At 40.9% G+C, this 24,999-nt stretch carries 23 protein-coding genes; 18 read left to right on the top strand and 5 right to left on the bottom strand.

Annotated features, from left to right (window positions below):
- Positions 1 to 25: 25 nt before the first annotated feature.
- From MHH23_RS17140 to MHH23_RS17125, 4 genes are all read left to right on the top strand, one after another.
- Positions 26 to 6,142: a SpaA isopeptide-forming pilin-related protein gene (locus MHH23_RS17140; RefSeq protein WP_340959908.1), complete on the top strand. Its 6,117-nt coding sequence runs from the start codon at positions 26 to 28 to the stop codon at positions 6,140 to 6,142.
- Between the two features lie 21 nt (positions 6,143 to 6,163).
- Positions 6,164 to 6,766, top strand: a complete 603-nt coding sequence (locus MHH23_RS17135; protein WP_041506702.1) for a class D sortase — start codon at positions 6,164 to 6,166, stop codon at positions 6,764 to 6,766.
- Positions 6,759 to 7,085 carry a hypothetical protein gene (locus MHH23_RS17130; RefSeq protein ID WP_024720266.1) on the top strand — a complete coding sequence of 109 codons (327 nt, stop codon included), beginning with the start codon at positions 6,759 to 6,761 and terminating at the stop codon, positions 7,083 to 7,085. The genes MHH23_RS17135 and MHH23_RS17130 overlap by 8 nt, the downstream gene beginning before the upstream one ends.
- Positions 7,086 to 7,395: 310 nt before the next feature.
- Positions 7,396 to 8,208: a leucine-rich repeat domain-containing protein gene (locus MHH23_RS17125; RefSeq protein ID WP_340959907.1), complete on the top strand. Its 813-nt coding sequence runs from the start codon at positions 7,396 to 7,398 to the stop codon at positions 8,206 to 8,208.
- A 40-nt stretch (positions 8,209 to 8,248) separates the two neighbouring features.
- On the opposite strand, the gene MHH23_RS17120 is transcribed toward MHH23_RS17125, so the two are convergent.
- The 3 genes from MHH23_RS17120 to MHH23_RS17110 all read right to left on the bottom strand — a co-directional run bounded on the left by MHH23_RS17120 (position 8,249) and on the right by MHH23_RS17110 (position 9,567).
- Positions 8,249 to 8,563 carry a DMT family transporter gene (locus tag MHH23_RS17120; RefSeq protein WP_007496650.1) on the bottom strand — a complete coding sequence of 105 codons (315 nt, stop codon included), beginning with the start codon at positions 8,561 to 8,563 and terminating at the stop codon, positions 8,249 to 8,251.
- Entirely contained in the window at positions 8,564 to 8,908 is a 345-nt protein-coding gene (locus MHH23_RS17115) for a DMT family transporter (RefSeq protein WP_003217798.1), read from the bottom strand.
- An 80-nt stretch (positions 8,909 to 8,988) separates the two neighbouring features.
- Positions 8,989 to 9,567 carry a TetR family transcriptional regulator gene (locus tag MHH23_RS17110; protein ID WP_340959906.1) on the bottom strand — a complete coding sequence of 193 codons (579 nt, stop codon included), beginning with the start codon at positions 9,565 to 9,567 and terminating at the stop codon, positions 8,989 to 8,991.
- 174 nt (positions 9,568 to 9,741) lie between these two features.
- Here MHH23_RS17110 and MHH23_RS17105 point away from each other — a divergent pair, with 174 nt between their 5' ends.
- From MHH23_RS17105 to MHH23_RS17075, 7 genes are all read left to right on the top strand, one after another.
- A complete protein-coding gene (locus MHH23_RS17105) occupies positions 9,742 to 10,290 on the top strand; it encodes a VanZ family protein (protein ID WP_256689105.1) in 549 nt (182 codons plus the stop codon).
- On the top strand, positions 10,287 to 10,751 hold the full coding sequence (locus MHH23_RS17100; protein ID WP_340959905.1) for a DUF6884 domain-containing protein: 465 nt from the start codon (positions 10,287 to 10,289) through the stop codon (positions 10,749 to 10,751). The genes MHH23_RS17105 and MHH23_RS17100 overlap by 4 nt, the downstream gene beginning before the upstream one ends.
- 150 nt (positions 10,752 to 10,901) lie before the next feature.
- A complete protein-coding gene (locus tag MHH23_RS17095; protein ID WP_039167979.1) occupies positions 10,902 to 11,531 on the top strand; it encodes a rhamnogalacturonan acetylesterase in 630 nt (209 codons plus the stop codon).
- Positions 11,532 to 11,684: 153 nt separating this feature from the next.
- Positions 11,685 to 12,725, top strand: a complete 1,041-nt coding sequence (locus tag MHH23_RS17090) for an NAD(P)/FAD-dependent oxidoreductase (RefSeq protein WP_024720272.1) — start codon at positions 11,685 to 11,687, stop codon at positions 12,723 to 12,725.
- A 75-nt stretch (positions 12,726 to 12,800) separates the two neighbouring features.
- The gene (locus MHH23_RS17085) at positions 12,801 to 14,405 is read left to right on the top strand and encodes an AraC family transcriptional regulator (RefSeq protein WP_340959903.1); all 1,605 of its coding nucleotides are present in this window, start codon (positions 12,801 to 12,803) and stop codon (positions 14,403 to 14,405) included.
- 111 nt (positions 14,406 to 14,516) lie between these two features.
- Positions 14,517 to 15,443, top strand: coding sequence for an ABC transporter substrate-binding protein (locus tag MHH23_RS17080; protein ID WP_340959902.1), 927 nt, complete (start codon positions 14,517 to 14,519; stop codon positions 15,441 to 15,443).
- 12 nt (positions 15,444 to 15,455) lie between these two features.
- Positions 15,456 to 17,171 (top strand): ABC transporter ATP-binding protein, encoded by a 1,716-nt coding sequence (locus MHH23_RS17075; protein ID WP_041090731.1) that lies wholly within the window; start codon positions 15,456 to 15,458, stop codon positions 17,169 to 17,171.
- 55 nt (positions 17,172 to 17,226) lie between these two features.
- Here the strand turns inward: MHH23_RS17075 and MHH23_RS17070 are convergent, their stop codons facing one another.
- Entirely contained in the window at positions 17,227 to 17,553 is a 327-nt protein-coding gene (locus MHH23_RS17070) for a YnfA family protein (RefSeq protein WP_017358827.1), read from the bottom strand.
- A gap of 354 nt (positions 17,554 to 17,907) precedes the next feature.
- Between MHH23_RS17070 and MHH23_RS17065 the strand changes: the two genes are divergently transcribed.
- The 6 genes from MHH23_RS17065 (at position 17,908) to MHH23_RS17040 (ending at position 21,761) form a co-directional block, all read left to right on the top strand.
- Entirely contained in the window at positions 17,908 to 18,474 is a 567-nt protein-coding gene (locus MHH23_RS17065; protein WP_017358828.1) for an RNA polymerase sigma factor, read from the top strand.
- Positions 18,471 to 19,229: an anti-sigma factor gene (locus MHH23_RS17060; protein ID WP_340959901.1), complete on the top strand. Its 759-nt coding sequence runs from the start codon at positions 18,471 to 18,473 to the stop codon at positions 19,227 to 19,229. Before MHH23_RS17065 ends, MHH23_RS17060 begins: the two co-directional genes overlap by 4 nt.
- Before the next feature lie 99 nt (positions 19,230 to 19,328).
- Positions 19,329 to 19,826, top strand: a complete 498-nt coding sequence (locus tag MHH23_RS17055) for a hypothetical protein (RefSeq protein ID WP_024720278.1) — start codon at positions 19,329 to 19,331, stop codon at positions 19,824 to 19,826.
- 89 nt (positions 19,827 to 19,915) lie between these two features.
- A complete protein-coding gene (locus tag MHH23_RS17050; RefSeq protein WP_340959900.1) occupies positions 19,916 to 20,923 on the top strand; it encodes a zinc-binding alcohol dehydrogenase family protein in 1,008 nt (335 codons plus the stop codon).
- A gap of 13 nt (positions 20,924 to 20,936) precedes the next feature.
- On the top strand, positions 20,937 to 21,464 hold the full coding sequence (locus tag MHH23_RS17045) for a YfiT family bacillithiol transferase (RefSeq protein WP_340959898.1): 528 nt from the start codon (positions 20,937 to 20,939) through the stop codon (positions 21,462 to 21,464).
- A 12-nt stretch (positions 21,465 to 21,476) separates the two neighbouring features.
- Positions 21,477 to 21,761 (top strand): hypothetical protein, encoded by a 285-nt coding sequence (locus MHH23_RS17040; protein WP_024720280.1) that lies wholly within the window; start codon positions 21,477 to 21,479, stop codon positions 21,759 to 21,761.
- 17 nt (positions 21,762 to 21,778) lie between these two features.
- On the opposite strand, the gene MHH23_RS17035 is transcribed toward MHH23_RS17040, so the two are convergent.
- The gene (locus tag MHH23_RS17035) at positions 21,779 to 22,258 is read right to left on the bottom strand and encodes a MarR family transcriptional regulator (protein WP_008341672.1); all 480 of its coding nucleotides are present in this window, start codon (positions 22,256 to 22,258) and stop codon (positions 21,779 to 21,781) included.
- Between the two features lie 168 nt (positions 22,259 to 22,426).
- Here MHH23_RS17035 and mprF point away from each other — a divergent pair, with 168 nt between their 5' ends.
- Positions 22,427 to 24,997 (top strand): bifunctional lysylphosphatidylglycerol flippase/synthetase MprF, encoded by a 2,571-nt coding sequence (mprF, locus tag MHH23_RS17030; protein WP_135010420.1) that lies wholly within the window; start codon positions 22,427 to 22,429, stop codon positions 24,995 to 24,997.
- Positions 24,998 to 24,999 lie beyond the last annotated feature (2 nt).

Below are 24,999 nucleotides of genomic sequence, written 5' to 3'. Positions count from 1 at the left end.
GAAAAGAATATTGTCGGTGGCACTGATGACCATGTTAGTCATACAGTCTATTATATTAGGAATCTTGCCTTTAGCAGGGGCACAAGCTAAAGACATTCAAGAGAATATTTATGGGAATATTGAGTTTGCTGATAGCGAAGGAAACAAGTTATCAAGCATAGAAGATCAGCAAGTTAGAAAGGCCATTGTGCATTGGTCTATTAAAGGAATTGATCTCAAAAAGCAATATCCTTATATTCTCTCTCTTCCTTCAGTCATTCAGGTAGAGAAGGAGCAGAAAGAACTCATTACTGTCGATGACATACCTGTTGGTGAGTATACCGTTTCGAAACAAAATGAAGTGACGGTCACATTCAATGAGGATATTGAGCTTGATCCGAATTTAGAAGGATCTATAGATATTGACGTCACCAGTATAGCTGAGAAAAAAGAGAAAACAAAGCAAAACGAGCGTGAAGGAAATCTTTCAAAAGATAATTCAACCTCATCGGAGAAAGACAAAGCTGCTAACAATCAAGAAAATGTTCAAAAGACACAAAGCGATGAAGATGAGTTACTAAAAAACAAAGTGAACGTGTCTAAACGTGTAGGATTGCAAAGTGTCTCAAAACAAATGACGATCCAAGAAAATCTTCTCACTGATGCGCAATTGATATTTGAAGATCAAGAAGGAAATTCAGTAGAAAGGCCTGATATCAACTCACTGATTTCCATTAACTATAAGTGGGCCATCCCGAATGGTCATAACTATAATGGCGGCGATGAATTCCATTTCAAGGTTCCAGAGGAATTAGTCATTTATGAAAAAATCGATCGTCTCGAGATGAAATTTAATCAATCGACCATCGGTTATTTTTCTGTAGATGAAAGCGGAAATGCCTCCATCGAGTTCACAGATTTTATTAAACAATATTCAAATATCCAAGGAACACTTCAAGTATGGACACAATTAGATAAAAAAACAGTGATCACTGAAGAAAAAGAAGTGGTGATTACCCCGATTGAAGGCAAAGATACGATATCGATCCCGATTCAATACATTCCAAATGGTCCAAATGTCTCTAAAAAGGGAGAACCCAATCGATCTTACAATGCTGAAACCATTCAATGGACAGTCGATTTTAATATGGACTTAGATGATGTGAAACAAGCGAAACTGTTAGATCCGATTCAAGAAGGTCAAGCGTTAAAAAAAGATTCAATCAAGCTTTATCGTGTAGATACAAAGCTAAATGGTGAAACATCGCTTGGACAGCTGCTTGACGAAAACCACTACACAATCGGCCAAACAGCAGATGGTCAAGATTTCACGATTGAATTTAAAGATGACGTGCATCTCGCTTACCGTTTAATGTATGAAACGGACATTACGAATCAAGATCAGTCTGCGTTTCGTAATAAAGCGTCCCTTGTTTCTGCTGATAAAGTGATTAGTTCAGCAGAAGGAACAGTGAATGTGACAAGAGGCAGTCCTTTAAATAAAAAAGCCGCCCACTACGATCCAGTCACACAAACGATTACTTGGGAAATTCGGTATAACTATAACGAAAAAAAGCTGGCTCAAAAGGATGCTTTGATAGAAGACTTCTTTAACGGTACACAGGCGCTAATATCTGACTCAATTCAAGTCAAAGAAGTCACAATTGATCAGAACGGCAACGAAGCAGGAACAAAAGCATTTGAAAATTACGTGGTTCAACCTCAAAAAAAGGATGAACAAAACGGGTTTACCTTGCAATTCAATCAAGAAATTCAATCGGCTTATCTCATCACATATCAAACAAAAGCAACTGATCGAATTTTCGAAGCTGAAGAGATTATCAATACTGTGACAGCTGGCAAAGAGAGCAAACAAGCGAAGCAAAGAATCGATCAGCAAATCCTAACGAAAAACCACGGAACACCGAATTACAAGAACAAGACCATTCCATGGCATATCACCTTTAACAAAGATCAACAAACCATGAACAACGTGATATTAAAAGATACGTTCACAAACGAAGGATTGACGCTGCAAAAAGATAGTTTAAAAGTGACGACAGGTAATACAGTGCTTGAAGAAGGCACAGATTATCAAATCGTTGAACATGCAAATGGATTTGATATTCAATTTACGAAAGAAATCAAGACAGAACATACCATCACATATACAACGTCTTTTGATTATGAGAAAAGAGCAGATAAAGATCAAAAGAACCTGCGTAACCATGTAAAACTTGAATGGATAAATGAAGATGGCAAGGATTTGACGAAGGAAAATCAATCTGTCTTTACGCCTGACACATACACGCAGTCAAATGGATTCAAGAACGGAACATATGATGCAAAGAAAAAAGAGATCACATGGAATATTGGTGTGAACTATAATTTGAAACATCTAGAAGAGGCGAAAATCGAGGATTTCATTCAAGGAAATCAGCGTTTGCTTAAAGATTCAATTATCGTCTACTCGCTTGATTTACAAGGCGGGGAAAATGGTGCGGAAGAAAAAGAAGTATTAGCGAAAGAACATTATGACATCAAATTCCTTGAAAATGAAAAGGGAGAATCAGGCTTCGAAGTCATTTTCAAACATGCCATTGACTCCCCATACAAAATCACGTATCAAACAAGTGTTGAAGGAATGGATTTAGTACAGAAAACCTACGAAAATAAAGCGACCCTTTATGATGGAAAGACGAAAGAATCAGATGTGAATGCTGTGGTGTCTATTCCAAATGGAGGGAAATACACGAGCAAATCAGGAAATCAACAAGGGAAAGTCATTGATTGGAAACTGAATATCAACTTTGGTCAATCAACAGTCCAAGATGCGACGATTATAGACCATCCGAGCAGTAACCAAGCCATAATAGAAAACTCATTTCATCTGTATTCGACAACAATAGATGAAAAGGGGCAAGTGACCAAAAAGGAAGAGCTGGAAAAAGGGAAGGATTATGAACTAGACCTTGAATTCGATCCAGATTCTTTTCAAATCAAATTTAAAGAAGAAATCACGAGACCCTATATTTTAGAATACCAATCTCTCATTTTAGATAAGGTGGGAAGTACACTTCAAAACGAAGTAACGTTTAGAGGTGAAAATGTAAAAGAAATCAAAAAGGAATCCGAAGCCTCAATTGTGGTCAAACGTACCGCTGGCATGGGAGATGGCACAGGAGCGATTGGCGCTTTAACCATTCATAAGGTAGATGCGAGTAGTGGAAAAGCGCTAAAAGGAGCAAGCTTTTCACTGACAGATGCTGCGAGCGGTATCGTCATTGGAACAAAGACAACAGATGAAGAAGGAGCTCTTCGATTTGATCGTCTTCTGTATGGTGACTATATCGTGACAGAAGAGAAAGCACCAGATGGTTATTTGAAAACGAAGGAACCGATCAATGTCACGATTGATCAGCCTTACGAATCAGGAGATCAAACGAAAACAGGAAATAGCATGACGGTGCAAAACCAAGAAATTCGTCAGCATGTCAAGCTCACGAAAAAAGATAAAGAAACGGGTGCGGCATTAGAAAATGCAGAATTTGAACTGAAAAATGAATCTGGAGATACCGTCCAAACCGATTTGAAAACGGACGAAAAAGGAGAAATCCTTTTCAAACATCTTGAGCCAGGTTCCTATTATTTTGTTGAGACAAACGCACCGAAAGGCTATCAATTAAATCAGCAAAAATGGCCGTTCACCATTAAAGAAAATCAAACAGAAACAACGGTTGTCACCGCAGTAAATGACATCATCAAAGGCTCTGCAGAATTGAGCAAAATAGGTGAAGGCGGAGAGAGACTAGAAGGTGCACAGTTCAAGCTCTTAGATCAAGACGGACATGAGCTAAATGATGCGCTTGTCACAGGAGAAGATGGCAAGATCACGATCAACGAACTAAGGCCGGGTACGTACCAGCTCATTGAAACAAAAGCACCCGATGGTTATGTATTAGATGAAACGCCAATCCAATTTGAAGTACCACTTGATCCAAAGGAACCAGTCATCATTTCACAAAAGAACCTCTACGAAACAAGTGCACTAGAAGTGATAAAAGAAGGGGAAGATGGCAAGAAGCTTCAAGGTGTTCGATTTGAAGTCTTGGATCAAAATGACAAAGTCGTGCGTAAAGATTTGACAACAGATGAAGATGGGAAGCTTTTGGTCGATCACCTCAAACCGGGCAAATATCAGCTTGTGGAGACAGAGAGTATTGATGGTTACCAAAAGAAAAATAAACCTTATCCGTTTACCATCGAAATCGCACAAAAAAAACCGGCAGAGATCAAAGTGATCAATGATCTCAAAACTGGAGCTGTCCAGCTCACGAAACTTGGTGAAAAGAATGAAGCGCTTGAAGGAGCAGAATTCAAGCTTGTAGATGCAAATGGAAAAGAGATAAAAACAGGTCTCGTCACAGATGAGAACGGGAAGATCATCGTCAACGATCTGAAACCTGGAACCTATCAGTTTGTTGAAACGAAGGCGCCATTCGGTCATGAGCTTGACGAAACACCTGTCACTTTTGCTATGCCATTTAACCCTGAGAAGCTGGTCAGTGTGACAAAAGAAAATAGCCGCACAACTGGTGGAGTGCTGTTACACAAAAAAGGTGAAGATGGGAAATCATTAGAAGGGGTTGTCTTTGATCTATCTGATGCCAAAGGAAAGATAGTGGCAGGAGGAGAAGGGATTACAACCAATCAGGATGGAAAGATTACCTTCACAGGTCTAAAACCAGGAACCTATCAATTTGTTGAAAGAAAGAGTCTTGAAGGCTATGAATTGAGTACGAAACCACTTGTCTTTGAAGTTGAATTAGGTCAAAAAGAATTGATTCAAGTGGAAGCCATCAATCAGCTCAAGAAAGGCTCTGTAGAACTCACAAAAATAGGGGAAGAAAAAGAAAGATTGAAAGACGCAGAATTTACACTTTTCAATGACGATGGTAAAGAATTGATGTCAGGTTTAACAACCAACGAAAAAGGCATCATCACTGTCAACGATTTGAAACCAGGCGCTTACCAATTGGTTGAAACGAAGGCTCCTTTTGGACATCAACTTGATGCAGAACCAGTAGACTTCAAGATTGATTTCAATCCAAATCAACTGGTGAAAGTGACAAAAGAAAATATTCGGACGACAAGTGCTGTAAAGCTTGAGAAAAAAGGGGAGGATGGTCAATTGCTCGCTGGCGTGACCTTTGACCTGATTGATGCGCACGGTCAGCGTGTGAAGAAAGACTTAAAGACAGACAAAAACGGTCAACTGACAGTCGATCAACTGAAGCCAGGAACCTACCAATTTGTCGAAACAGCAAGCATTGCCGGCTATGAATTGGATCAGACACCTGTCTCATTTACGATTCGTTTAGGTCAAGACAAACCAGCAAAACTAGAAAAGATCAACAAACTGACGCCGGGAGCAGTGGAACTGACCAAAGTGGATGCTGAAGGACACACGCTGGAAAACGCAGAGTTTGCTCTTCAGAGTAAAGACGGGAAAACGTTGAAGAAATCACTTGTAACGGATCAAAAAGGAAAGCTTCACATCAACGATCTAAAACCGGGAGAATATCAATTCGTTGAAACGAAAGCGCCTCACGGCTATGAATTAGATGATCAGCCGATCCGGTTTACGATTGAGAAAAATCAGCAGAAGCCTCTTCAATTAACAGCGAAGAATCACTTGATTTTAGGAAGTCTGCGTATCATAAAGGTAGACCAGCAGACAGATAGAACCTTAAAAGGTGCAGCCTTTGACATTCGTACAAAAGCTGGGAAAACGATAAAATCTGTGACAACAGGAAAAGACGGAGAAGCCATTGTTAAAGGGCTTAAACCTGGTGATTATACACTCACAGAGACGAAAGCTCCAAATGGTTATGTAGCGTTAAAAAAACCACTCGCTTTTACAATTCAAATGGGCGAAGTGGAGATCAAGACATTGATTGTAAAAAATGCTCCAATGAAGAATGAAGGGGACCACACGAATCCTCCAGCCTCAGATCAAGGGGATCAACATCCGCCTCATGACTCAAACGGTGAATTGCCAAAGACTGGAGAAGAATGGCTACGTTATTTGATGTATGCAGGGATTTTACTAGTAGTGTCTGGAACTGTTCTTCTTGTAGTCAGAAGAAGAACCATTCAGTAAAAGGAAGGAACGAGTGTATTGATGAAAAAAAGAACCTTATTAGGCAGCTTTTTGGTGGTCGCGGGACTAATGCTCATCTCCGTTCCTTTTCTATATGAGTGGCGAACTTCTCAGGAGACAGCAGCCATGGAACAGGCATTGAAAATGATTGAAGAAAATGACAGTGATGCCCTTTCTTCTATTCCACATTTAACAGTGTCAGAAGAAGACCTGCGAGATACGATGGAGCTTGAGATCCCGTCAATTGATTTAAACGAAAAAGTGCTTCCTGTTACAACAAAAGAAAATTTAGGGATTGCACTGACTCAAATCAAATCTCATCAAATGCCAGGTGAAGGAAATTTCACGATTGCAGGCCATAGAGGGTATAGAGGCGACCGGCTTTTCCGGCAGCTGCCAGAGGTGCCTAAAGGAGAAAAAGTCGTCTTACATCATCAAGCAGAAACATACGAATACAAAATTGTCAGCTCAGCTACGATTGAACCGACGGATGTTGATGTACTAAAGGATCGCGGGAAAAATGAACTGACATTGATCACTTGTACTCTTGATGGCCAGAAACGATTTGTCTTAAAAGGAATACGAATCAATGCTTCAAAGGATAAGCAACCGTCGGATGTATAACACCAACATAATAGATGATGGGTATGCTGGAAAAGCAGCGTTCACGACCGACATGTTACACCAACTGTTAGTAGAGCATTATCCCACTTTAAAAAACGAACGTTGGGATGTGGATATAGATACAATTCGGACTTCGCCTATTCTTCATCCTTTATTAAGAAGAAAGATTCCGATAGGTATTGAAAAATTCACCTGTGTTTTGTTCACGCAGCAGACAGAGTCCTTTGGAGAGCCTTTGATTGTGTACTTTTTATTGGATGAAAAAGGCGAATCGATTTACGCAATGGATCTCTTGCTAGAGCAGCATGATCCACATTAAATAAGAAATAAAAAAGGAAGGTCTTTAATTAACGGGTACGGTTTTAACGTGGGAAAATTGTATTAGTCATATAATGAGGACTCTAATTCGTATATGAATTGGAGTTCTTTTATTTGTTTATATGAAAGAGTACGAGCTATCGTCAAGACCTGTGCAGAATATATGGAGTATAGTGAAAATCGTTGATATGTTGTTGCTCCATATTTTAGATGATAAAGATTTTATAAATCGGAAAGAATAATATTTTGACTCCAAACTTCTGATAAAATTCATTTAGATATCCATCATTCGTAGGTGTGGAGGTAAAAGAATGCTCAAAGAAGACCCTGATTATATTTTTCGTCATGATGCCCAACCAGAAGTTGTTCATGATTTAGCCGATGTAGATGAAAATGCCACCGAGTTGTTAATCACAGGAAAAACAAAAAATATTGAAAGGTTGAACTCTTTTTCTAACCTCACGAAATTGTGGATTTACAAAGTGAGCCAAAAGGAATTCAATACGATCTTGAGCTTAGTTAATCCCAAAATGCTCTATATGCGTGAACTGAGAGTAGAAGATTTATCAATCATCAGTTCTCTTCAAGATGTTGAGGTATTGGCACTTGAATGGAATACAAAGGCACAAAGTTTATGGGATCTATCAAAAAACACTTTTTTAAAATCTTTATACTTAACAGATTTTTCAAAGTTGAATGACATAGCCCCTTTGCAAAAAAACACTGGTTTAGAATGGTTGCAATTGTCAGGCGGGATTTGGAATACATTAAATTTAAATACTCTACAACCTTTAAGATACCTTAAGAATTTAAAATATCTGTGCTTATCAAATATAAAAGTGAAGGACGAGTCTTTAGAACCAATATCGGCATTAGAGGGACTCAAGGAACTTGACATTTCAAACCAATTCCCGACAGAAGAATACGCTAGATTATCCGTAACCCTTCCAAATACGAAGTGTGATCGTTTTGCACCATACATCTTTTTATCAAGTCCTATTGTAGATAAAGATGTAATGGTAATTGGAAAGCGGAAACCGAAATTAAATTCAAAAGTCGATGGGGAAAAGTTGAAAAAATACGAAGAACAATTTAAAGCGTACCAAGAAAAGTATAAAAATTAACTTAAAAAGCAATGGACAATCTATTCCATTGCTTTTTCTATTACGCAAACAACTTCAGCCCAACCACACCAATCACAATCAGCAGCAAGCTGAGGATACGAATCATGTTTTTCGGCTCTTTAAATAGAATCATATTAAACAAGACAGAACCCGCTGTTCCAAGTCCAATCCAAACCGTATAGGCAACGGAGACTTGAACGGAAGAGAACGAGGCGTACAAAAACAAAAAGGATAAGGCAAATCCGCCGACAAATAAAATGCCTGTCGTGAGTTGCTTTTTCTTACTGAACATATTGAGACCAATGGTTCCGCCAATTTCGCAGGCAGAGGCCAACAGTACAAAAAACCAGCCCATTTATACCGCTTCTCCTTTCTGCTCATGTGCATCTCCATCAGACACTTTCAGTCCAATAATTCCGAGAATTAAAATGCCCATAAATAAAAGCTTTTCTAATGAAAATGAACCGCCGAACAGCGCATAATCCATCAAAGACGTACCAATCGTTCCAACTCCGGCAAACACGGCGTACACAGTCCCAGTCGGCAGCTTCTCGCAAGCTTTCATTAAAAAATAAAAATCAACCGGGATCAGGCAGATAATGATCGCCCACTCCCACACAGCATCAGCTCTATTTAAACCAAACACCCAAAGTAATTCAAATAAACATGTGAGTGCAACATACATCCAGCTTTTTTTCATTGTATTTCCTCCTAAAACTGAAAACTGACGATTCGTCATTTTGAAGCCAAAAAAGAGCGTACAGCAAGTGCTGTACTAAGTTAAGGTGTCTCTATGCCGAGTGCGTAAAGAAGGAATTGCTTGACCTCTTGCTTTTGAATCAGAACCTCTTCTGTATCTGTTTCTGTAAATAAGTACATTTGCTCAGCAGACGATTCAAGTAAACCGATAATGAATTTCGCAGCATATTGACAGTTCAAGTTCGCACGTACTCTTTTGTCCCGCTTAGCTTTTTCTAAAAAAGCAGCGACCCATTTGTAAATCGGCTCATAAATATCTTCCCATTCCTTTAGATGCTCGGTGGCAGCTAAGCCTGAGTAGGTCAGGGCAAGGACATCACGGTATTGCCTTGTAAAAGCGAAAATGAATTCAACAAGCGCATCTGCTTGATCGAGGACATCTGCATGCTGAGTGAGTTCCTTTTCAATGGCAGGTACCATCTGTGCAATCAGATGTTCAGCGATGGCAGGCATGACGGAAAGCTTTGAAGGAAAATATAAATAAAACGTTCCTTGCGCTACTCCTGCTGCTTTCACAATATCCGAAATGGTCGTCTTTTCGATTCCTTTTTCTTTAAACGCGTCAATGGCAGCAAGCATAATTTTTTCTCGTTTTGACACAGGATCACCGACCTTAAAATGACTGAATATCAGTCATTTTAGCGGAAAAATGACGATTTGTCAATATGGGTTTCTCGTCATTGAATAGGAGAATAAGTGATGAATAGATGCGGGCAGGCCTGAATAAGCTGTAAATATGGTCAAGCATGATGTGAGAAAGGGGCAGCTCTCTGTATGACATTCAGTGCGATGTTTTCCATGACTTATTTTCTCTTGCTCGTCCCGCTCTATTTACATATGAGATACAGACAGGCGAAAAAACAAAAACGATTTATCTATTTACGAACTGAAATCGTTCTTGCCTGTCTGTTTATGTATACAAATGTTTTATTATATTTGACGGTCTTTCCTAATCGTTTTTCCGCACCAAGGGATCAGGTGAGTGTCAACCTCATGCCTTTGCAGTCCATTTATCAAAATCTCCATGCCTATCATCATGGCTATCCCAATCTTGTTTTTTTAAATTTGGCAGGGAACATTTTGTTATTTGTGCCACTTGGTTTTTTTCTTTATCAAGCATTCCGAACCTTGCGCTTGCAAAAGGCAATTCTTGCTGGCTTTTTCTTGTCAACAATAATTGAAGTGCTTCAATGGATATTCTCGCAATCTGGTATGATTACAAGAAGCAGCGATATTGATGATATTCTCTTAAATACACTTGGCACAGCGCTAGGTTGTATGTTGTATCGGATGTATCAACGAAGGAAGGAGAAAATCAAGTGAAGCGAGTTTGTATCATTCCATGTGGGGCGAAGAAAATATGGGACGTCCATCCAGAGGCAGGGAGCCAGCCGGCGAACCTCGTTTATTTAAGTCCGCTGCATCAGCGTACGAAAAGCTATGCCCGAACGTTCTTTTCAGACTACCTAATCATTTCAGCGAAGCATGGATTCTTAAAGGCAGATGATATTATTCATGAAAATTATGATGTGGCTTTTGGTACACCGCATACTGATCAGATAACAAGAGAAGCACTAAGTCAGCAATTTCATGAAAAACATCTCACTGCATATGATGAATTAGTGATACTAGGTGGAAAGAAATATCGAAAGGTGATCGATCCGTTATTACTTCCTCATCAGCCAGCGATTTATCCGCTGGCTCCATATAAAGGAATTGGCTATATGCTTCAGGCGTTAAAGCAAGCCGTTGAGACAAAAGTAGAACTTCCGCCGCATATTTAACGTATTCACATCTACCGGTAAGCAGGGTTTTGATCATTCAAAAGAGAATGAATGAAGTAGCGATGCTGATTGTTTCATATCTTTTCAGCAGCCACTTGGATGTCCGCATCGCTTATTAGAGTGGCTATATGAAAAAGGGGGCGTATGAACATGACAACCATCTATTTAGCTGGTGATTCAACCGTTTCATCTTACCCAGATCGTCCTGTTCAAGGAGGATGGGGAGAGTTTTTACATCGCTACACAGCGCAGGGTGTGAGCGTCGACAACCGCGCAATCGGTGGAAGAAGCTCAAAAACATTCATTGAAGAAGGACGGCTTGATAAAATATTGGCTGACATTCAGCCTGGGGACTGGCTGTTTACACAAATGGGGCACAATGATGCTTCAACGGAGAAGCCCGAACGGCATACAGATCCTTTCACAACGTATAAAAGCTATTTGTCTCAATATATTCACGGAGCAAGAGCGAAAGGAGCTACACCGCTTTTATTAACGCCAGTCGGCCGCTTTCATGAAAAAGACGGAGAATATATCAATGATTTCCCTGATTACTGTGCCGCGATGAAAGAACTAGCTGATGAAGAAGAAGTCCTTCTTGTAGATTTAAATACGGCAAGCCTTCAGTTTTATCAAATTTCCGGCATAGAGAAAACGACTTCTTACTTTATGCTGTCAACAGGCATAGAGGATCGCACGCACTTTACAAAAGAAGGAGCAGATGCGATTGCAAGACTTGTTTCGCTGGAATTAAAGGACCTTGGATTAACGATTGTGTGATGGATGACAGGACGAGAAAGCGCTCGTCCTGTTCTTTTTTTGCAGAAAGCTATTGATTCCCTTCGCTAGAGTAGACTACAATAGATACATATGATAATGAGAATCAATATCAACGATAAATAGATCATTCAATGAAAAAACGGAGGGACTCAAATGACAGATCAGCTTGAATTGTTTGACGTCACCATTATTGGCGGCGGTCCAGCAGGAATGTACACTGCCTTTTATAGTGGGATGCGGGATTTAAAGACGAAGGTACTGGAGTATAACGAAAGCCTTGGCGGAAAAATCCTCCTCTATCCTGAAAAAGTCATATGGGATGTGGGTGGTTTGCCACCAACAAGAGGTGAACAGCTGATTCAGCAGCTAGAAACGCAGGCGAAAACATTTGAACCAGAGATTGCGTTGAATCAAAAAATCACGCAATTCGAGCGGGATGAGAATGGTCATATCCTGCTGACGGCTGAAAATGGTGATCGTCATTTGACAAAGACCCTCATCTTAGCCATGGGTCACGGAATACCAGTTCAGCGAAAACTTGAAATCGAGCATGCAGACCGTTATGAAGTAACAAATCTTTATTACACCGTACAGGAGCTAAAGACGTTTGCAGGGAAGCGGGTGGTCATCTCTGGAGGCGGAGATTCAGCTGTTGATTGGGCAAATGCCCTCGTTCCAATTGCTGAAAGTGTGACCGTTGTGCATCGTCGTGATATGTTTGGCGGACATGAAAAAAACGTCGCCAACATGAAAGCATCTAGTGCTCGCATTCTCACACCGCATGAACTCACAGAGCTTCATGGTCAAGGTGACAAAATTGAAGCCGTCACCATTCAGCACTTAGAAACAGGCGACATCGAACGAATCGAAACCGATGCTGTCATCGTCAACCATGGCATGAAAGGCGATTTAAGCGTTCTATCAGAATGGGGACTCAAGCAAGGTGAGTGGGGACTCATCGAGGTCAATGAAAAGATGGAAACCAATTTACCTGGCGTCTATGCAGTTGGCGACTTATGCACACATAAAAGTAAAGTGCGTTTAATTGCCGGTACGTTTGTTGATGGAGTCAATGCACTCAATAGCGCAAAGCTATACATCGAACCAGAAGCAGAAAAAGTAGCGTACGTGTCTTCACATAATGAACGCTTTAAAGAGAAAAACAAAGAATTACAAACGGCTGGAGCGCGATAATCACCATTCAGTCAGACATTGAAGTGCTAAAATGGTTTATTTTAGCACTTTTTTATATGGAAGGAGAAAGAGGAAATGACCGCCTATACTCATACAATTCTTCGCATGAAAGAAAGCAGTAAACGATCTCTTTCTGTGAAACAAACAGACTCATGGCAAACATCTTCACTGATGTTCTTGACTACGGACGGTGCGGTGAGACTTGACATGGAAGGAATTCGATATGAGCTAAACGCCAAAGACAGTGTGTTAATCCGCTCAGGAATAGATGTCATGGTTCAATCTTTATCCAGCGAGCAAGTGGTGATCTATACTGTCACATTTGACCAATTCACTCTGGCACAAGATGCACAAAATGAATTGGTCTATAAGGTGAATCACGATAATCTCCCTGATAACGGGGAAGTGGTGAAAGGCTCTGCCGTTCTTTTTTCTTACATCAAACAAATACAGACGAGCCAAATCATACAAGAACAGGCGAAATGGCTGGAAGAAATCATGTTCATTTTCCGCAAACAATCCAAGCCATACAACGAAAAAGTGCATTATTCGATTAACATGATCTTGCAGTATATGGCTGAGCATTATGATCAAAAACTAACAAGAAAAGACTTAGCTCATAAGATGGGGTTTCATGAGAGTTACTTTTCTACCTTTTTCAAACAAAGTATGGGAATGAGTGTGACAGAATACATTGCACAAATTCGAATAGACGAAGCCAAAAAACGTCTTCTGCAAACAGACGATCAAATTCAAATCATAGCACGGCAAGTCGGGTATGCAGACAGTTTATATTTCAGCAGGAAGTTCCGTCAAAAAACAGGGAGAACGCCCAGTCAGTTTCGAATGAACCGAAGACCAGAGCGTATTGCTGCTTTTCAATTTGTCGGGTCATTGGTTGCAATAGGCATTGAGCCTGTTTGTATTGACGAAGAAACCTATCTCCATTCAGATATATTGAAAGAACAACTGGCCGGTTCGCTCGTCATAAATGAACATACGCCTGATGACGTCTTTAAATCACTTCAATTAGATGTCATCATCGTCCCTAACTATTATTATTCAAAACCTGCATTGATCAAGCGGTTGGAGCAAATCGCACCAGTTCTTGTTCTGCCATACGTCGGTCATCATGCTGTACCAGAGGTACTGTCTATAGGACGCCTTTTAGGAAGAGAAAATGAGGCAAACGATTGGGTGAAGCGATTTGAACAGCATAGTCAACAGGCAAGAAACACCCTGTCTTCCTTTAGAGAAAAAGGCGAGACCGTTGCAATCTATGAAATGAGAGGACATGACAAAGTGTATATGTGGTCCTATGAGGCAAGAGGGGCCTTCTATCTTTACGAAACGCTTGGCTTAAAACCTCCAAAAGCCATTTTAGAAGAAGTTCTTCTTCCTAATCAACATACAGTCATTCCTTTAGAGAGACTTGGAGAATACGAGGCGGATCATATGTTTTTTATTGTCTCTGACCAATATGGGTGGTATAAGCAAATGGACAAGCGAATGGAAGAAAGTGATGTTCTTCGTCAATTATCGGCTGTGAAAAATGGTACCTTTTATCCAGTAAAACTGGAGGAGTTTCGATTTGATGAAGGAGAGCGTGCACTTCTTTTGATAGACCGGTTTGTCTCTCAATTGACACACTCAGCCTATCCAACAATTGTCCATATATAAGTTGCGAGAATCCTCCATAGACCACGACAGGTGAGGTTGATAGAATACATGAGACTAGTAATTGATAACTATTCTCATTTGTAGTGGCGAAAATGAAGGAGGAATATGGAGATGAAAAAGACGTATTGGATATGTGCTGTCATTCTTCTAATGATATTGACGGCTTGTGGCAATAAAGAACAAGCCAAAACAGCAGAATCAAAGCAAGAAACGAAAACGGTTGAAACAGTGAAAGGAAAGATAGAGATTCCAGCTGAACCTAAACGAATTCTCGTAGATGGATATTTAGGGAGTGTGATTGCACTTGACGTTCAGCCTGTTGGATCGACCACGCAGGATTTAAAGAACGTACACTTAAAGGACAAGATAAAAGGAATAGAGGACATCAGTGACGAGCGTTCAGCTGAAAAAGCACTTAGCTTAAAGCCTGACCTGATTATCACGGCAGTACAGGATGAAAAAGTCTATGATGTGTACAAAAAAATAGCGCCTACCATCGTGTATCCTTACGGTTCTTTCAAAGATGCACATGAAGAATTGAAGACGCTGGCAAAAATTTTAAATAAAGAAGAGGAAGGAAAAGCATTCCTCACCGCCTTCGATCAACGAATCGAGGCTGCTAGGAAAAAAGTGAAGTCTGCTTTAAAAGAGAATGAAACGGTCTCGATCATGGGCGCTTTTAAAAATGATGTCTATGTATATGGTAACGGAATTTATCGAGGCGGGCAGGCATTATATCAGCAATTACAGGTAAACCCGCCAAAACAGGTCAGAGATACGATTTTAAAAAGTAAGACAGGGTATGAAGTCATTTCGTATGAAACCCTTCCTGAATATGCAGGAGATTACATTTTCATTGATGAAAGCAACGGCGGAACATTTGATAAAAACAATTCTATTTGGAAGAGTCTAGAATCTGTCAAAAAAGAGCAGACCTATCAAATGGATACAGAGTTCTTCTGGCCTTACGATCCGATTGCAGTAGCCAATCAAGCGGAAGAGTTTGCTGACATATTGACAGAAATGTCTGATCGGTAGGAGGTCTGTCAATTGTTAAAGCGTTTCTTCTCATACTACAAACCATATATGGGGCTGTTTATATTAGATTTTTCCTGTGCGGTACTGGCAGCCTTACTCGAATTATCCTTTCCCCTTGCCATCAGTAAAGTGATGGACGATTTGCTGCCAAATGGTGATTGGGATGCCATTTGGTTTTGGGGCATTCTGCTCCTCGTTTTATACGTGATCAGTTCTACGATGCATTATGTCGTGACCTATTTTGGGCACAAGTTAGGCATTAATATAGAAACGGATATGAGGAATCAGCTATTTTCTCATGTACAAAGAATGTCCTTTCGCTTCTTTGACAAAAAGAAAACGGGAAAACTCGTGTCTCGTATGACAAATGATTTAATGGATATTGGTGAAATTGCGCATCATGGTCCGGAGGATTTATTTATCGCGATCATGACACTCACGGGTGCCTTTGGCTTGATGCTGTCGATTAATTGGCAGCTGGCAGTTCTCACATTTATTGTCGTTCCATTCTTGATCGGATTATCCGTCTACTTTACGAAAAAAATGTCTGCTGCTTTTGATAAAATGTTCTCGAGTATTGGTCAATTCCATTCACGTGTGGAAAACAATATTAGTGGCATACGGGTTGTGAAAGCATTCGGAAATGAATCACATGAAATGGACCGATTTATTGAACATAACGAGCAATTTAGAAAGACAAAGCTAACCACATATCAAATGATGGCTGTGCATACCGCTGTCAGTCATTTTCTTATTAAGAGTGTGACAGTGTTTGGCCTTGTATGCGGCGCATGGTTTGTGCTGCAAAAAAATATGACGTATGGGGAATTTGTGTCATTTGTACTATTAACAGGCATCTTCTTAGGACCCATTCAACAAATCAATGCAGTCATTGAAATGTATCCAAAAGGTGCAGCGGGCTTTAAACGATTTGCATCACTCATCGATCAATCGCCAGATGAAAAGGATGCGGATGATGCCATTGAAGTTGATCAGTTAAAAGGGGATATCGTTTTTGAGCATGTGTCTTTTCAATATGAATCAGACAAACCGGTTCTTCATGACATCAATCTTGAGGTGAAACAAGGAGAGACCATTGCGGTCGTAGGTCCCTCTGGTGCTGGGAAATCGACGCTTTGCAGTTTGCTGCCACGTTTTTACGAATGGCAGGAGGGTACCATTACAATTGATGGCATAGAGACAAGAAAGATGACACTGCCTTCGCTGCGGAGACAAATTGGTGTCGTCCAGCAAGATATTTATTTATTCCATGGGACCATTCGAGAAAACATTTTATACGGAAAACTCGATGCATCTGATGAAGAAGTGTGGCAGGCAGTGGAGAAAGCCCAACTGAAGGATCTTGTAAATAGCTTGCCAAATGGGCTTGATACGATCATCGGTGAACGCGGAATGATGTTATCTGGCGGACAAAAACAGCGTATCTCCATTGCACGTATTTTCCTTAAAAATCCGCCAATTTTTATTTTAGATGAAGCCACATCTTCTCTGGATACGGAGACAGAATCCTTTATTCAGGGCTCACTTGAAGAACTATCTGAAGGACGAACCACGTTTATTATTGCGCATCGCCTAGCGACCATCCAGCATGCTGACCGGATTGTGGTTTTAACAAAAGAGGGCATCAAGGAGCAAGGCAGGCATGAAGACCTGCTGGAAATGGACGGGATGTACCGGCGTTTGTATGAAACACAGTTTAGAATGTAAAAGAGGAAAAGCCGGCATATTGCCGGCTTTTTAGCGTGAGATCATCATCCGACCATTAACTGCGGGGGGCAAATAACATCACACTGACACCAGCTAAACAGATCAAAGCACCCATCCAGTCATAGAAATCAGGGGTTTTGCGATCGACCCACCAGCCCCAAAACACAGCGAGAACGACAAAAACACCGCCATAGGCCGCATAAACCCGCCCAAAGGTCGGGAACTGCTGGAATGTAGGGATGACGCCGTAAGCGACCAAGATGAGGCTACCTGCGATTCCATAGCTGACGGGTTTTGCTTCACGCAGCCACAGCCAGACAAGATAACCGCCACCTATTTCAGCCAGACCAGCTAATAAAAAAAGAACAATCGTTACAATCATTTTCGGACACTCCAGTTCTCCTGTTTCGTTCTATTATGACATGATGAAAGGATGCGTTCTACCTGATGTAAATTGAGAGACTAATGAGAGTTTGCTAAAATCAACTGAACAGTGAATGAAACACATGGATTCTTGACTTTCCTTGAGGCGAGTGATCCAAATGGTCAATCCATCCGTTTAGTCAGTACATTCTCATGAGGAACACATTTCCTTTTTCAGCGCTCTTTTTTTCTCCTTGAAAAAAGAGTAAAGTACAAAGGAGGCTTATCTCAGCAATTTGAGAGATGAGCCATACGTGAAGATTTCATGATGAATGCATAATGCTCTTTCTCATGAAAAAGGAAGGAGATGACCATGGACACACTGAAGGATTTTGAGCTGTATCACAAGATCAAACATGATCGACATAAGCCCTCGCTTGAATTATTGTACGATCGCTATGAACGTGTGTTATATTCGTTTATTTATAAAATGACTGGAAACCGTGAGCTGGCGGAGGAAGTGCTTCAAGAAGTCTTTATCAAGCTTTGGCGCGGCATAGGAGAATACAATACAGATAAAGGGAAATTTTCCTCATGGTTATTTATGATGTCACGAAACACGGCAATCGATCTATTAAGGAAACACCGAAATGAAACAGCTCTTGAAGATGAGCATATTGAATACTTGGCAGACCATCAAGAAGATGTGTCAAAAGAAGTAGAATGGAACGAAGAAAAACAAATCATACGTGAAGCAGTATCAACATTGTCGAAAGAACAGCAAACCATCATCGAAGATGTCTATTTTAAAGGAATGACACAAAAGAGCATTGCGGAAAAACTAGGCATCCCTATTGGAACGGTGAAGGGAAGAGTTCGATTGTCATTGAAGCATTTACGAACGAAACTGTCTCGCGGAGGAAAGGAGGAAGAGGCATGACTCAGTGTAAACATCAAGTCATTGATTACTTTAACGGGCATTTACAAGGAGAAGAAAAGACGCAATTTGAAGAACACATCAAACATTGCTCGGCTTGCAAAGAAGAGCTTGAAGAACTGACATCGCTCATGTCTGATATTCCGTTTCTAGCAGAGGACGAAACGCCTCCGGCAGGGATGAAAGACCGCATTTTATCAAGAGTATTTGCAGAAGAGATACGAGAGACAACAATCGCTGCAAAATCGAACCCGCCTCAAGATCTCAAAATAGTTCGTGATGCAAATGAGACGAAACCGCCAATGAAGAAGAAAAATCAATGGCTTTTGCCTCTCGTTGCCGCACTACTTCTCATTTCTGCAGCTGGGAACGTGTACTTCTTAACAAATGGAACAGATCAAGCAGAACAACCTGTCAAAGTTGTTGCGACAAAATCACTGGCATCTGCCGAATCGGCAAAAACAACGGGTGCTTTTTCAGTGATTGAGCATCACGGCAAAAAAGAGCTTGTAGTGAGTGCAGACGGATTAAAAGGCCAGCTTGATTCATCGGCCGTTTATCAAGTATGGCTCATTAAAGGAGATCAGCCTGTTCCGGCCGGTGCCTTTAAAACAGATAGCAAAGGGGAGGGCACCGTCACCTATGCGTTATCTGAAAAAGAAGCAAACGAATCATGGGATACTGTGGCTGTCACCCTTGAACCAAAAAAGGATAACAAGCTTCCGCAAGGCCCTGTCGTACTGAGTGCTGCATTTTAAGCTTGATTCATGAAGGATGCCTTTTTCAGGGCATCCTTTTTTGATAGGCAGAAGGAACCTTATGACAAATGAGACGTACTACATATAGAGGTGAGACACATGCAGCGATACATAGAAAAACAACTATTTCTCTTATCAGGTAGACACGCATTTACCGCATTTTATTTTTTGGTGATCCCATTCATTATAAAAGATCTTTTTAAATCAACTCCTTTACTTATGGTCATGATCGCTCTTTTTATCATTCATCATTTAGTGACAAGTATCGTATGGTTTTATAAATCAAGAAACATTCGAAAGCGTCAATCAGGTGACCTAACCAAACGGGGACATCTCGTTGTCCAGATCATGCAGAGGCTCGAACAGCTCATGATGCTCGGTTTTGTGATGGTATTGATCAGTGGATGGATGCAGGGAGACATTGTGACATTATTATTCACAATTTTTCTGTTCATCGTCGTTTTCTTGCAGCACATTCAGTTTTATTATGTTCAGTACTTTTTTAAATCGAGCGGCTGGTTCACCTATGTCCTCTCTTTACAAAAGGCTCGTCCTTCTTACATCGTGAGGGAACGAAGGGCTTTGAAGAAATCCTAAATATGCAATCGCTTGCTGACTGATCCATCAGCATCAGAAATGTATGATAAAATGTGGAAAAGAAGCATGGAGAAAGGGAGTGCGAGCGAGTGAAAGCAGTTGGATTATTTGAGTATTTGCCAATTGAGCATGAACAGAGCTTGATCGATCAGGAGGTGGCAAAGCCCAAAGCAGCTGGCAGGGATATTTTGGTGAAGGTAGAGGCTGTGTCGGTGAATCCAGTGGATACAAAAGTGAGGTCACCGAAGAATCAGAAGGAAGAAGAACTGAAAATTCTTGGCTACGATGCAAGCGGTACGGTGGTGGAAGTGGGCCAAGCGTGTACGTTGTTTCAGCCGGGTGACCACGTCTATTACGCAGGAGATATCACGCGACAAGGCTCAAATAGTGAATACCAGCTTGTGGATGAGAGAATTGTGGCGAAAAAGCCTGCAAATCTCTCTTTTGCCGAAGCAGCTGCCATGCCTCTTACAACAATTACGGCATATGAAGCGCTATTTGACCGAATGCATATGAAGCGGAATGCCGAAGGCTCGACCTTGCTGATCATCGGTGGAGCAGGCGGAGTGGGCTCTATCGCCATTCAACTCGCCAAATTAGCAAAGGCGACTGTGATCGCCACTGCATCAAGACCTGAAACAAATGAATGGTGTCTCTCATTAGGGGCTGATCATATCATTGACCATCACCAGCCGCTCTTAGCGCAGCTTCAGGAAAAAGGGATTGGCGAAGTGGATTACATTTTATGCTTAAATGATACAGATGGCCATTTCAAAGGGATGGCAGAAGCGATTAAACCTCAAGGGACGATCTGTACCATTGTTGAAAATCAGCACCATTTAGACATTCAATTACTCAAAAATAAAAGTGCTGCATTTGTATGGGAATTCATGTTCACACGGCCGATGTACAAAACCTCGGATATGATGAAGCAGCACGAGCTTTTAAAAGAAGCGAGTACATTATTTGAAGAGAAGAAGTTAAAACATACATTAACAAAGGTGCTCAGCCCCATCAATGCCGCCAATTTGAAGCAGGCACATCAAACACTTGAGCAAGGGAAGATGATAGGTAAATTTGTTCTAGAAGGATTTTAAGGAGGGGCAGCAGATGACATCATTACAATATCCGATTGGCTTATATGAACCGGTGGACCAACAAACGAAAAAGCAGCTGGAGGCATGGATTGATGAGCTGGCACTCATTCCTCAAAAGTATGAAGAGGCAGTTGTCCCATTGACAAATGATCAGCTGGATACCCCATATCGGCCAGGAGGATGGACCGTTCGTCAGCTCATTCACCACGTAGCGGACAGCCATCTGAACGCCTACTTGCGATTTAAACTTGCGCTAACAGAAGAAACACCGCACATACGTCCATATGATCAGGAAGCATTTGCTTCACTTCCTGACAGCAAGGCGCCTATCAGTCTATCACTGCCATTAATCAGCAGTCTGCATCGCAGGTGGGTCACATTACTTCGCGAGATGACAGAGGAAGATTTCAACGCTGCGTATTACCATCCAGCCGATCAAAAAACGGTGTCCTTATATGATGCAACAGGAATGTACGTCTGGCATTCACAGCATCATCTCACCCATATCACGGAATTAATCAAAAGAAATCAGTGGAAGTAAAGGAGTCAACACATGTCTAGTAGAAGAATTGTCGGCGCTATGTTTATCTGCACGGCGGCATTGTTTTATATAGCGAAATACGTTTTGTTTGAGATTCGCTATGGTGGAAATGTAAGCACAGTAAGAACGATCGAGGAGCTGGAAGATATACTCCCAGGCGGTACGTGGATCAGCATCATTTTTCTCATTATCGGTTTAGGTTATCTCCTGTGGGATGACCGGGAAGTCATTCGTCAATATCTTTTCACCCCAGATAAACAAGGAAAAGAAGAATTAAAAAAGACGGACCTCAAGTGACCGTCTTTTTTCCTTTTTTAGCCACGTTCAGGACGAAGTGCTTTTTCTAAAATAGCTAGACCTTCATTGACTTTTTCTTTTTCTTCATCATTGAGCCGTTGCAGGGAATTTTTAATTTTTTCATGCCCTTTTTGATAAATACTTCTGAAAATATTTTTCGCTTCCTCTGTCAATTCTACGACAATAATTCGACGGTCACGCTCAGAATGCTTTCGTTCCACAAAGTTCGATTGTTCTAACCGATCAAGCAGCCCTGTCATATTGGACAAAGAAGCCCCCATTTTTTCAGCAATTTCGGACACCTTAAGAGAGCCATGGTTATTGAGCAGCATGAGCACCTTCATTTGAGGCATACTCATATCCAGCTTCATCCATTCAGAAACATCTCCAAGTCCTGCAGCAGTGAGTACTTTCATATACAGCACCCATGTCTTTTTTTCCTCAGGAGATAGGATTTCCTCTTTTAGTACGGTGGTGTCATGAATATTATATTCCACGCTTGTTCACTTCCTTTAAGCGGCTCTTTTCTTTATATTACTGATTTTTACTTCTAATTGAAAGTATCATGAAGCTTTTGAATGTTAAACTGCATGAATTAAGTGGTATTTGTTGTATAATAATGGTCAGTTGAAATTAATGAAGCAACTTAGAAAGTTGGGAAAAACATGTGGAACAAAAAAACGGGTATGACGATCTTAAAAATGCTCTTTCCGATCGTGATCATCCTTGTCTTAATTTTTGTCGCCAAGCAGGAGCTGAGCGGCCTTTCCATTAAAAAGACGTTTTATATTATTGACAGCTTGAATCGAATGGACTTGTTTATTCTTGTCTTTCTTGGACTTGTCGCTGTTTTATCCATGTCCTTATATGATTTTATTTTAAGAAAAAGCCTTAATATGCCTATCAGCGGCTGGAAAACGATCCGAATTTCTTGGATCGCCAACTCCTTTAATAGTGTGCTTGGTTTCGGTGGTTTATCAGGAGCAGGGCTTAGAACGCTTCTATACAAGGAATACATAACAGATACGAAAAAACTGTTGAAAGGCATTGCCCTTTTAACATCCTCTGTTCTGCTGGGCTTATCTATTTTCAGTGATTTGATTTTAGTTAGGGTCCTGCCTGTTGAAAGTATTATTAGTCAGGAGCCGTGGTTATGGGCATTTGTCATTATTTTTGCTTGTATTGTGCCCATTTACATCATCATGGCGTCCATTCGAAAAAGCTCGATTGAGAGCGGTGAAAACGGACTGAAGCACCCGATCTATGCTTATATTGGTGCATCGTTTTTAGAGTGGCTGGCAGCTGGTCTTGTCATGTACATGGCTGTTGTCTCTATGGGGATGAACGTTGATGTCCGTATTGTATTAGGCGTCTTTGCGATTGCGTCAATCGGCGGTTTAATCAGTATGGTTCCGGGCGGATTTGGTTCGTTTGATCTGATCTTTTTACTCAGTATGCAATACATTGGGTTTGATAAAGAGATGGTACTGACAGCGCTTGTATTGTACCGCTTCGTTTACTCCATTTTCCCGTTTATTCTTGGACTTTGTCTAGCGGCATACGATTTAACTGGAACAACACTCAGGCGTCTTGAAGGCAATCCGAGAATGGCGCCTGCTATTGAAACAACAAACGTCTTAATTGTTTTGCACCGAGCTCTGCTCATCCGTTTATTGTACGGATCTTTGTCCATTTTAACGTTTGGAAGCGGTTTGCTCATTATGGCTTCCGTTGTGCTTCCTGTTGATCGTTTAGGTGTGATTACAACCATTCCACGCTTTTTGTTATCAGGATTTAATGGTCTTTCTTTAATGTTCGGGATCATTTTAATGATTTTGTCCATTGAAGTGTATAAAAGAACGAAACGGTCTTATCTATTGACAATGATTGCCCTAGCAGGCGGCTTTGTGTTTACTTTACTAAAAGGGTTTAACCTGAGTTTGATCTTTATATTGCCGGTCATCATGGTGGTATTTTTCTCGCTTCGAAATCAATTTGTGAAGCAGCAGGCCCCTTATTCTTTGAATCAGTTTGTGGCCGCCGCCGCCGGATATTTACTCGTGTTGTTTAACTATAATGTCATTGGGAACTTCATTTGGATGAAAATTGGTCATTTCCTAAGCAAGGACTATTTGGTTCATAATGAACGGCATATCACGATGACCAGTATGATTGCTTTAATTGGCGTTCCTCTTTTCTTTTTCATTAGCAAATTGATTTTTAATAAAAAAGCAGTTCCAATCGGTGAAGAAGCCGATGAAGAAAAATTAAAAACTTTTCTCGAAGAAAAGGGAGGAAATGCTCTTAGTCATCTAGGTTTTTTGGGAGACAAAAAATTGTTTTTCTCAAGTGATGGGGAGGCGATGCTTCAGTTTGGCCGGATTGGCCGTTGCGTAATTGTGCTTGGAGATCCTTCTGGGCGTAGAGCCTCTTATCCGCTTGTACTGGAAGAATTTTTGGAGCAGACAGAAAAAGCAGGCTATCGTGTCGCTTTTTATCAAGTAGAACGTGAAGGAATGGCGCTTTATCATGACCTAGGTTTTCACTTCTTTAAGCTTGGGGAAGAAGCCATGGTCGATTTAGAAACGTTCTCTTTGTCAGGAAAGAAAAAATCAAACTTACGGGCTGTCGCAAATAAATTTGAACGAGAAGGCTATACGTTTGAAATGCTGGAGCCGCCCTTTTCAGAGGAATTGATCTCAACCTTAAAACAAATCTCTGACAGCTGGCTGGGCAAGAAAAAAGAAAAAGGATTTTCATTAGGCTATTTCAATGAAGACTACCTTCAAAAAGCACCGATTGCGATTTTAAAGGATGAACAAGGGCAGATCATATCTTTTGTGTCCTTAATGCCGATGTATCAAAAAGGAGAGATATCCATCGACCTCATGCGTCATATGCATGATGCACCGAACGGGATGATGGATGCACTCTTTATCCACCTGTTTCAATGGGCGAAAGAAAAAGGCTACACATCCTTTAACATGGGAATGGCGCCATTATCGAATGTTGGCACGTTCCATCAGTCCTTTCTGACAGAACGTTTGGCGAGTGTCATCTTCAATAACGTCAGATATATGTATAGTTTCAGCGGCTTACGGTCGTTTAAACAGAAATATAAACCAGAATGGCGCGGAAAATATTTAGCGTATAAAAAGAATACATCACTGCCTGTCACAATGGTGCTCGTCACTAAGCTGATAGGAATGGACCCAAATCGAAAACGGCGTCCATAAGT

Origin of the sequence: Bacillus sp. FSL K6-3458 (assembly GCF_038005045.1) — a bacterium.
Taxonomy (GTDB): Bacteria; Bacillota; Bacilli; order Bacillales; family Bacillaceae; genus Bacillus; species Bacillus altitudinis.
The sequence above is the reverse complement of the archived record's forward strand: the minus strand, read 5'-3'. Positions and strand labels throughout refer to the sequence as shown.

Coding starts and splice junctions, on each gene's coding strand:
- MHH23_RS17130 (WP_024720266.1), top strand. CDS start 6,759: ATGTATAACACCAACATAATAGATGATGGGTATGCTGGAAAAGCAGCG.
- MHH23_RS17105 (WP_256689105.1), top strand. CDS start 9,742: ATGACATTCAGTGCGATGTTTTCCATGACTTATTTTCTCTTGCTCGTC.
- MHH23_RS17045 (WP_340959898.1), top strand. CDS start 20,937: ATGACATCATTACAATATCCGATTGGCTTATATGAACCGGTGGACCAA.
- MHH23_RS17140 (WP_340959908.1), top strand. CDS start 26: ATGACCATGTTAGTCATACAGTCTATTATATTAGGAATCTTGCCTTTA.
- MHH23_RS17065 (WP_017358828.1), top strand. CDS start 17,908: ATGGACACACTGAAGGATTTTGAGCTGTATCACAAGATCAAACATGAT.
- MHH23_RS17040 (WP_024720280.1), top strand. CDS start 21,477: ATGTCTAGTAGAAGAATTGTCGGCGCTATGTTTATCTGCACGGCGGCA.
- MHH23_RS17095 (WP_039167979.1), top strand. CDS start 10,902: ATGACAACCATCTATTTAGCTGGTGATTCAACCGTTTCATCTTACCCA.
- MHH23_RS17125 (WP_340959907.1), top strand. CDS start 7,396: ATGCTCAAAGAAGACCCTGATTATATTTTTCGTCATGATGCCCAACCA.
- MHH23_RS17055 (WP_024720278.1), top strand. CDS start 19,329: ATGCAGCGATACATAGAAAAACAACTATTTCTCTTATCAGGTAGACAC.
- mprF (WP_135010420.1), top strand. CDS start 22,427: ATGTGGAACAAAAAAACGGGTATGACGATCTTAAAAATGCTCTTTCCG.
- MHH23_RS17120 (WP_007496650.1), bottom strand. CDS start 8,563: ATGGGCTGGTTTTTTGTACTGTTGGCCTCTGCCTGCGAAATTGGCGGA.
- MHH23_RS17085 (WP_340959903.1), top strand. CDS start 12,801: ATGACCGCCTATACTCATACAATTCTTCGCATGAAAGAAAGCAGTAAA.
- MHH23_RS17090 (WP_024720272.1), top strand. CDS start 11,685: ATGACAGATCAGCTTGAATTGTTTGACGTCACCATTATTGGCGGCGGT.
- MHH23_RS17070 (WP_017358827.1), bottom strand. CDS start 17,553: ATGATTGTAACGATTGTTCTTTTTTTATTAGCTGGTCTGGCTGAAATA.
- MHH23_RS17080 (WP_340959902.1), top strand. CDS start 14,517: ATGAAAAAGACGTATTGGATATGTGCTGTCATTCTTCTAATGATATTG.
- MHH23_RS17115 (WP_003217798.1), bottom strand. CDS start 8,908: ATGAAAAAAAGCTGGATGTATGTTGCACTCACATGTTTATTTGAATTA.
- MHH23_RS17135 (WP_041506702.1), top strand. CDS start 6,164: ATGAAAAAAAGAACCTTATTAGGCAGCTTTTTGGTGGTCGCGGGACTA.
- MHH23_RS17060 (WP_340959901.1), top strand. CDS start 18,471: ATGACTCAGTGTAAACATCAAGTCATTGATTACTTTAACGGGCATTTA.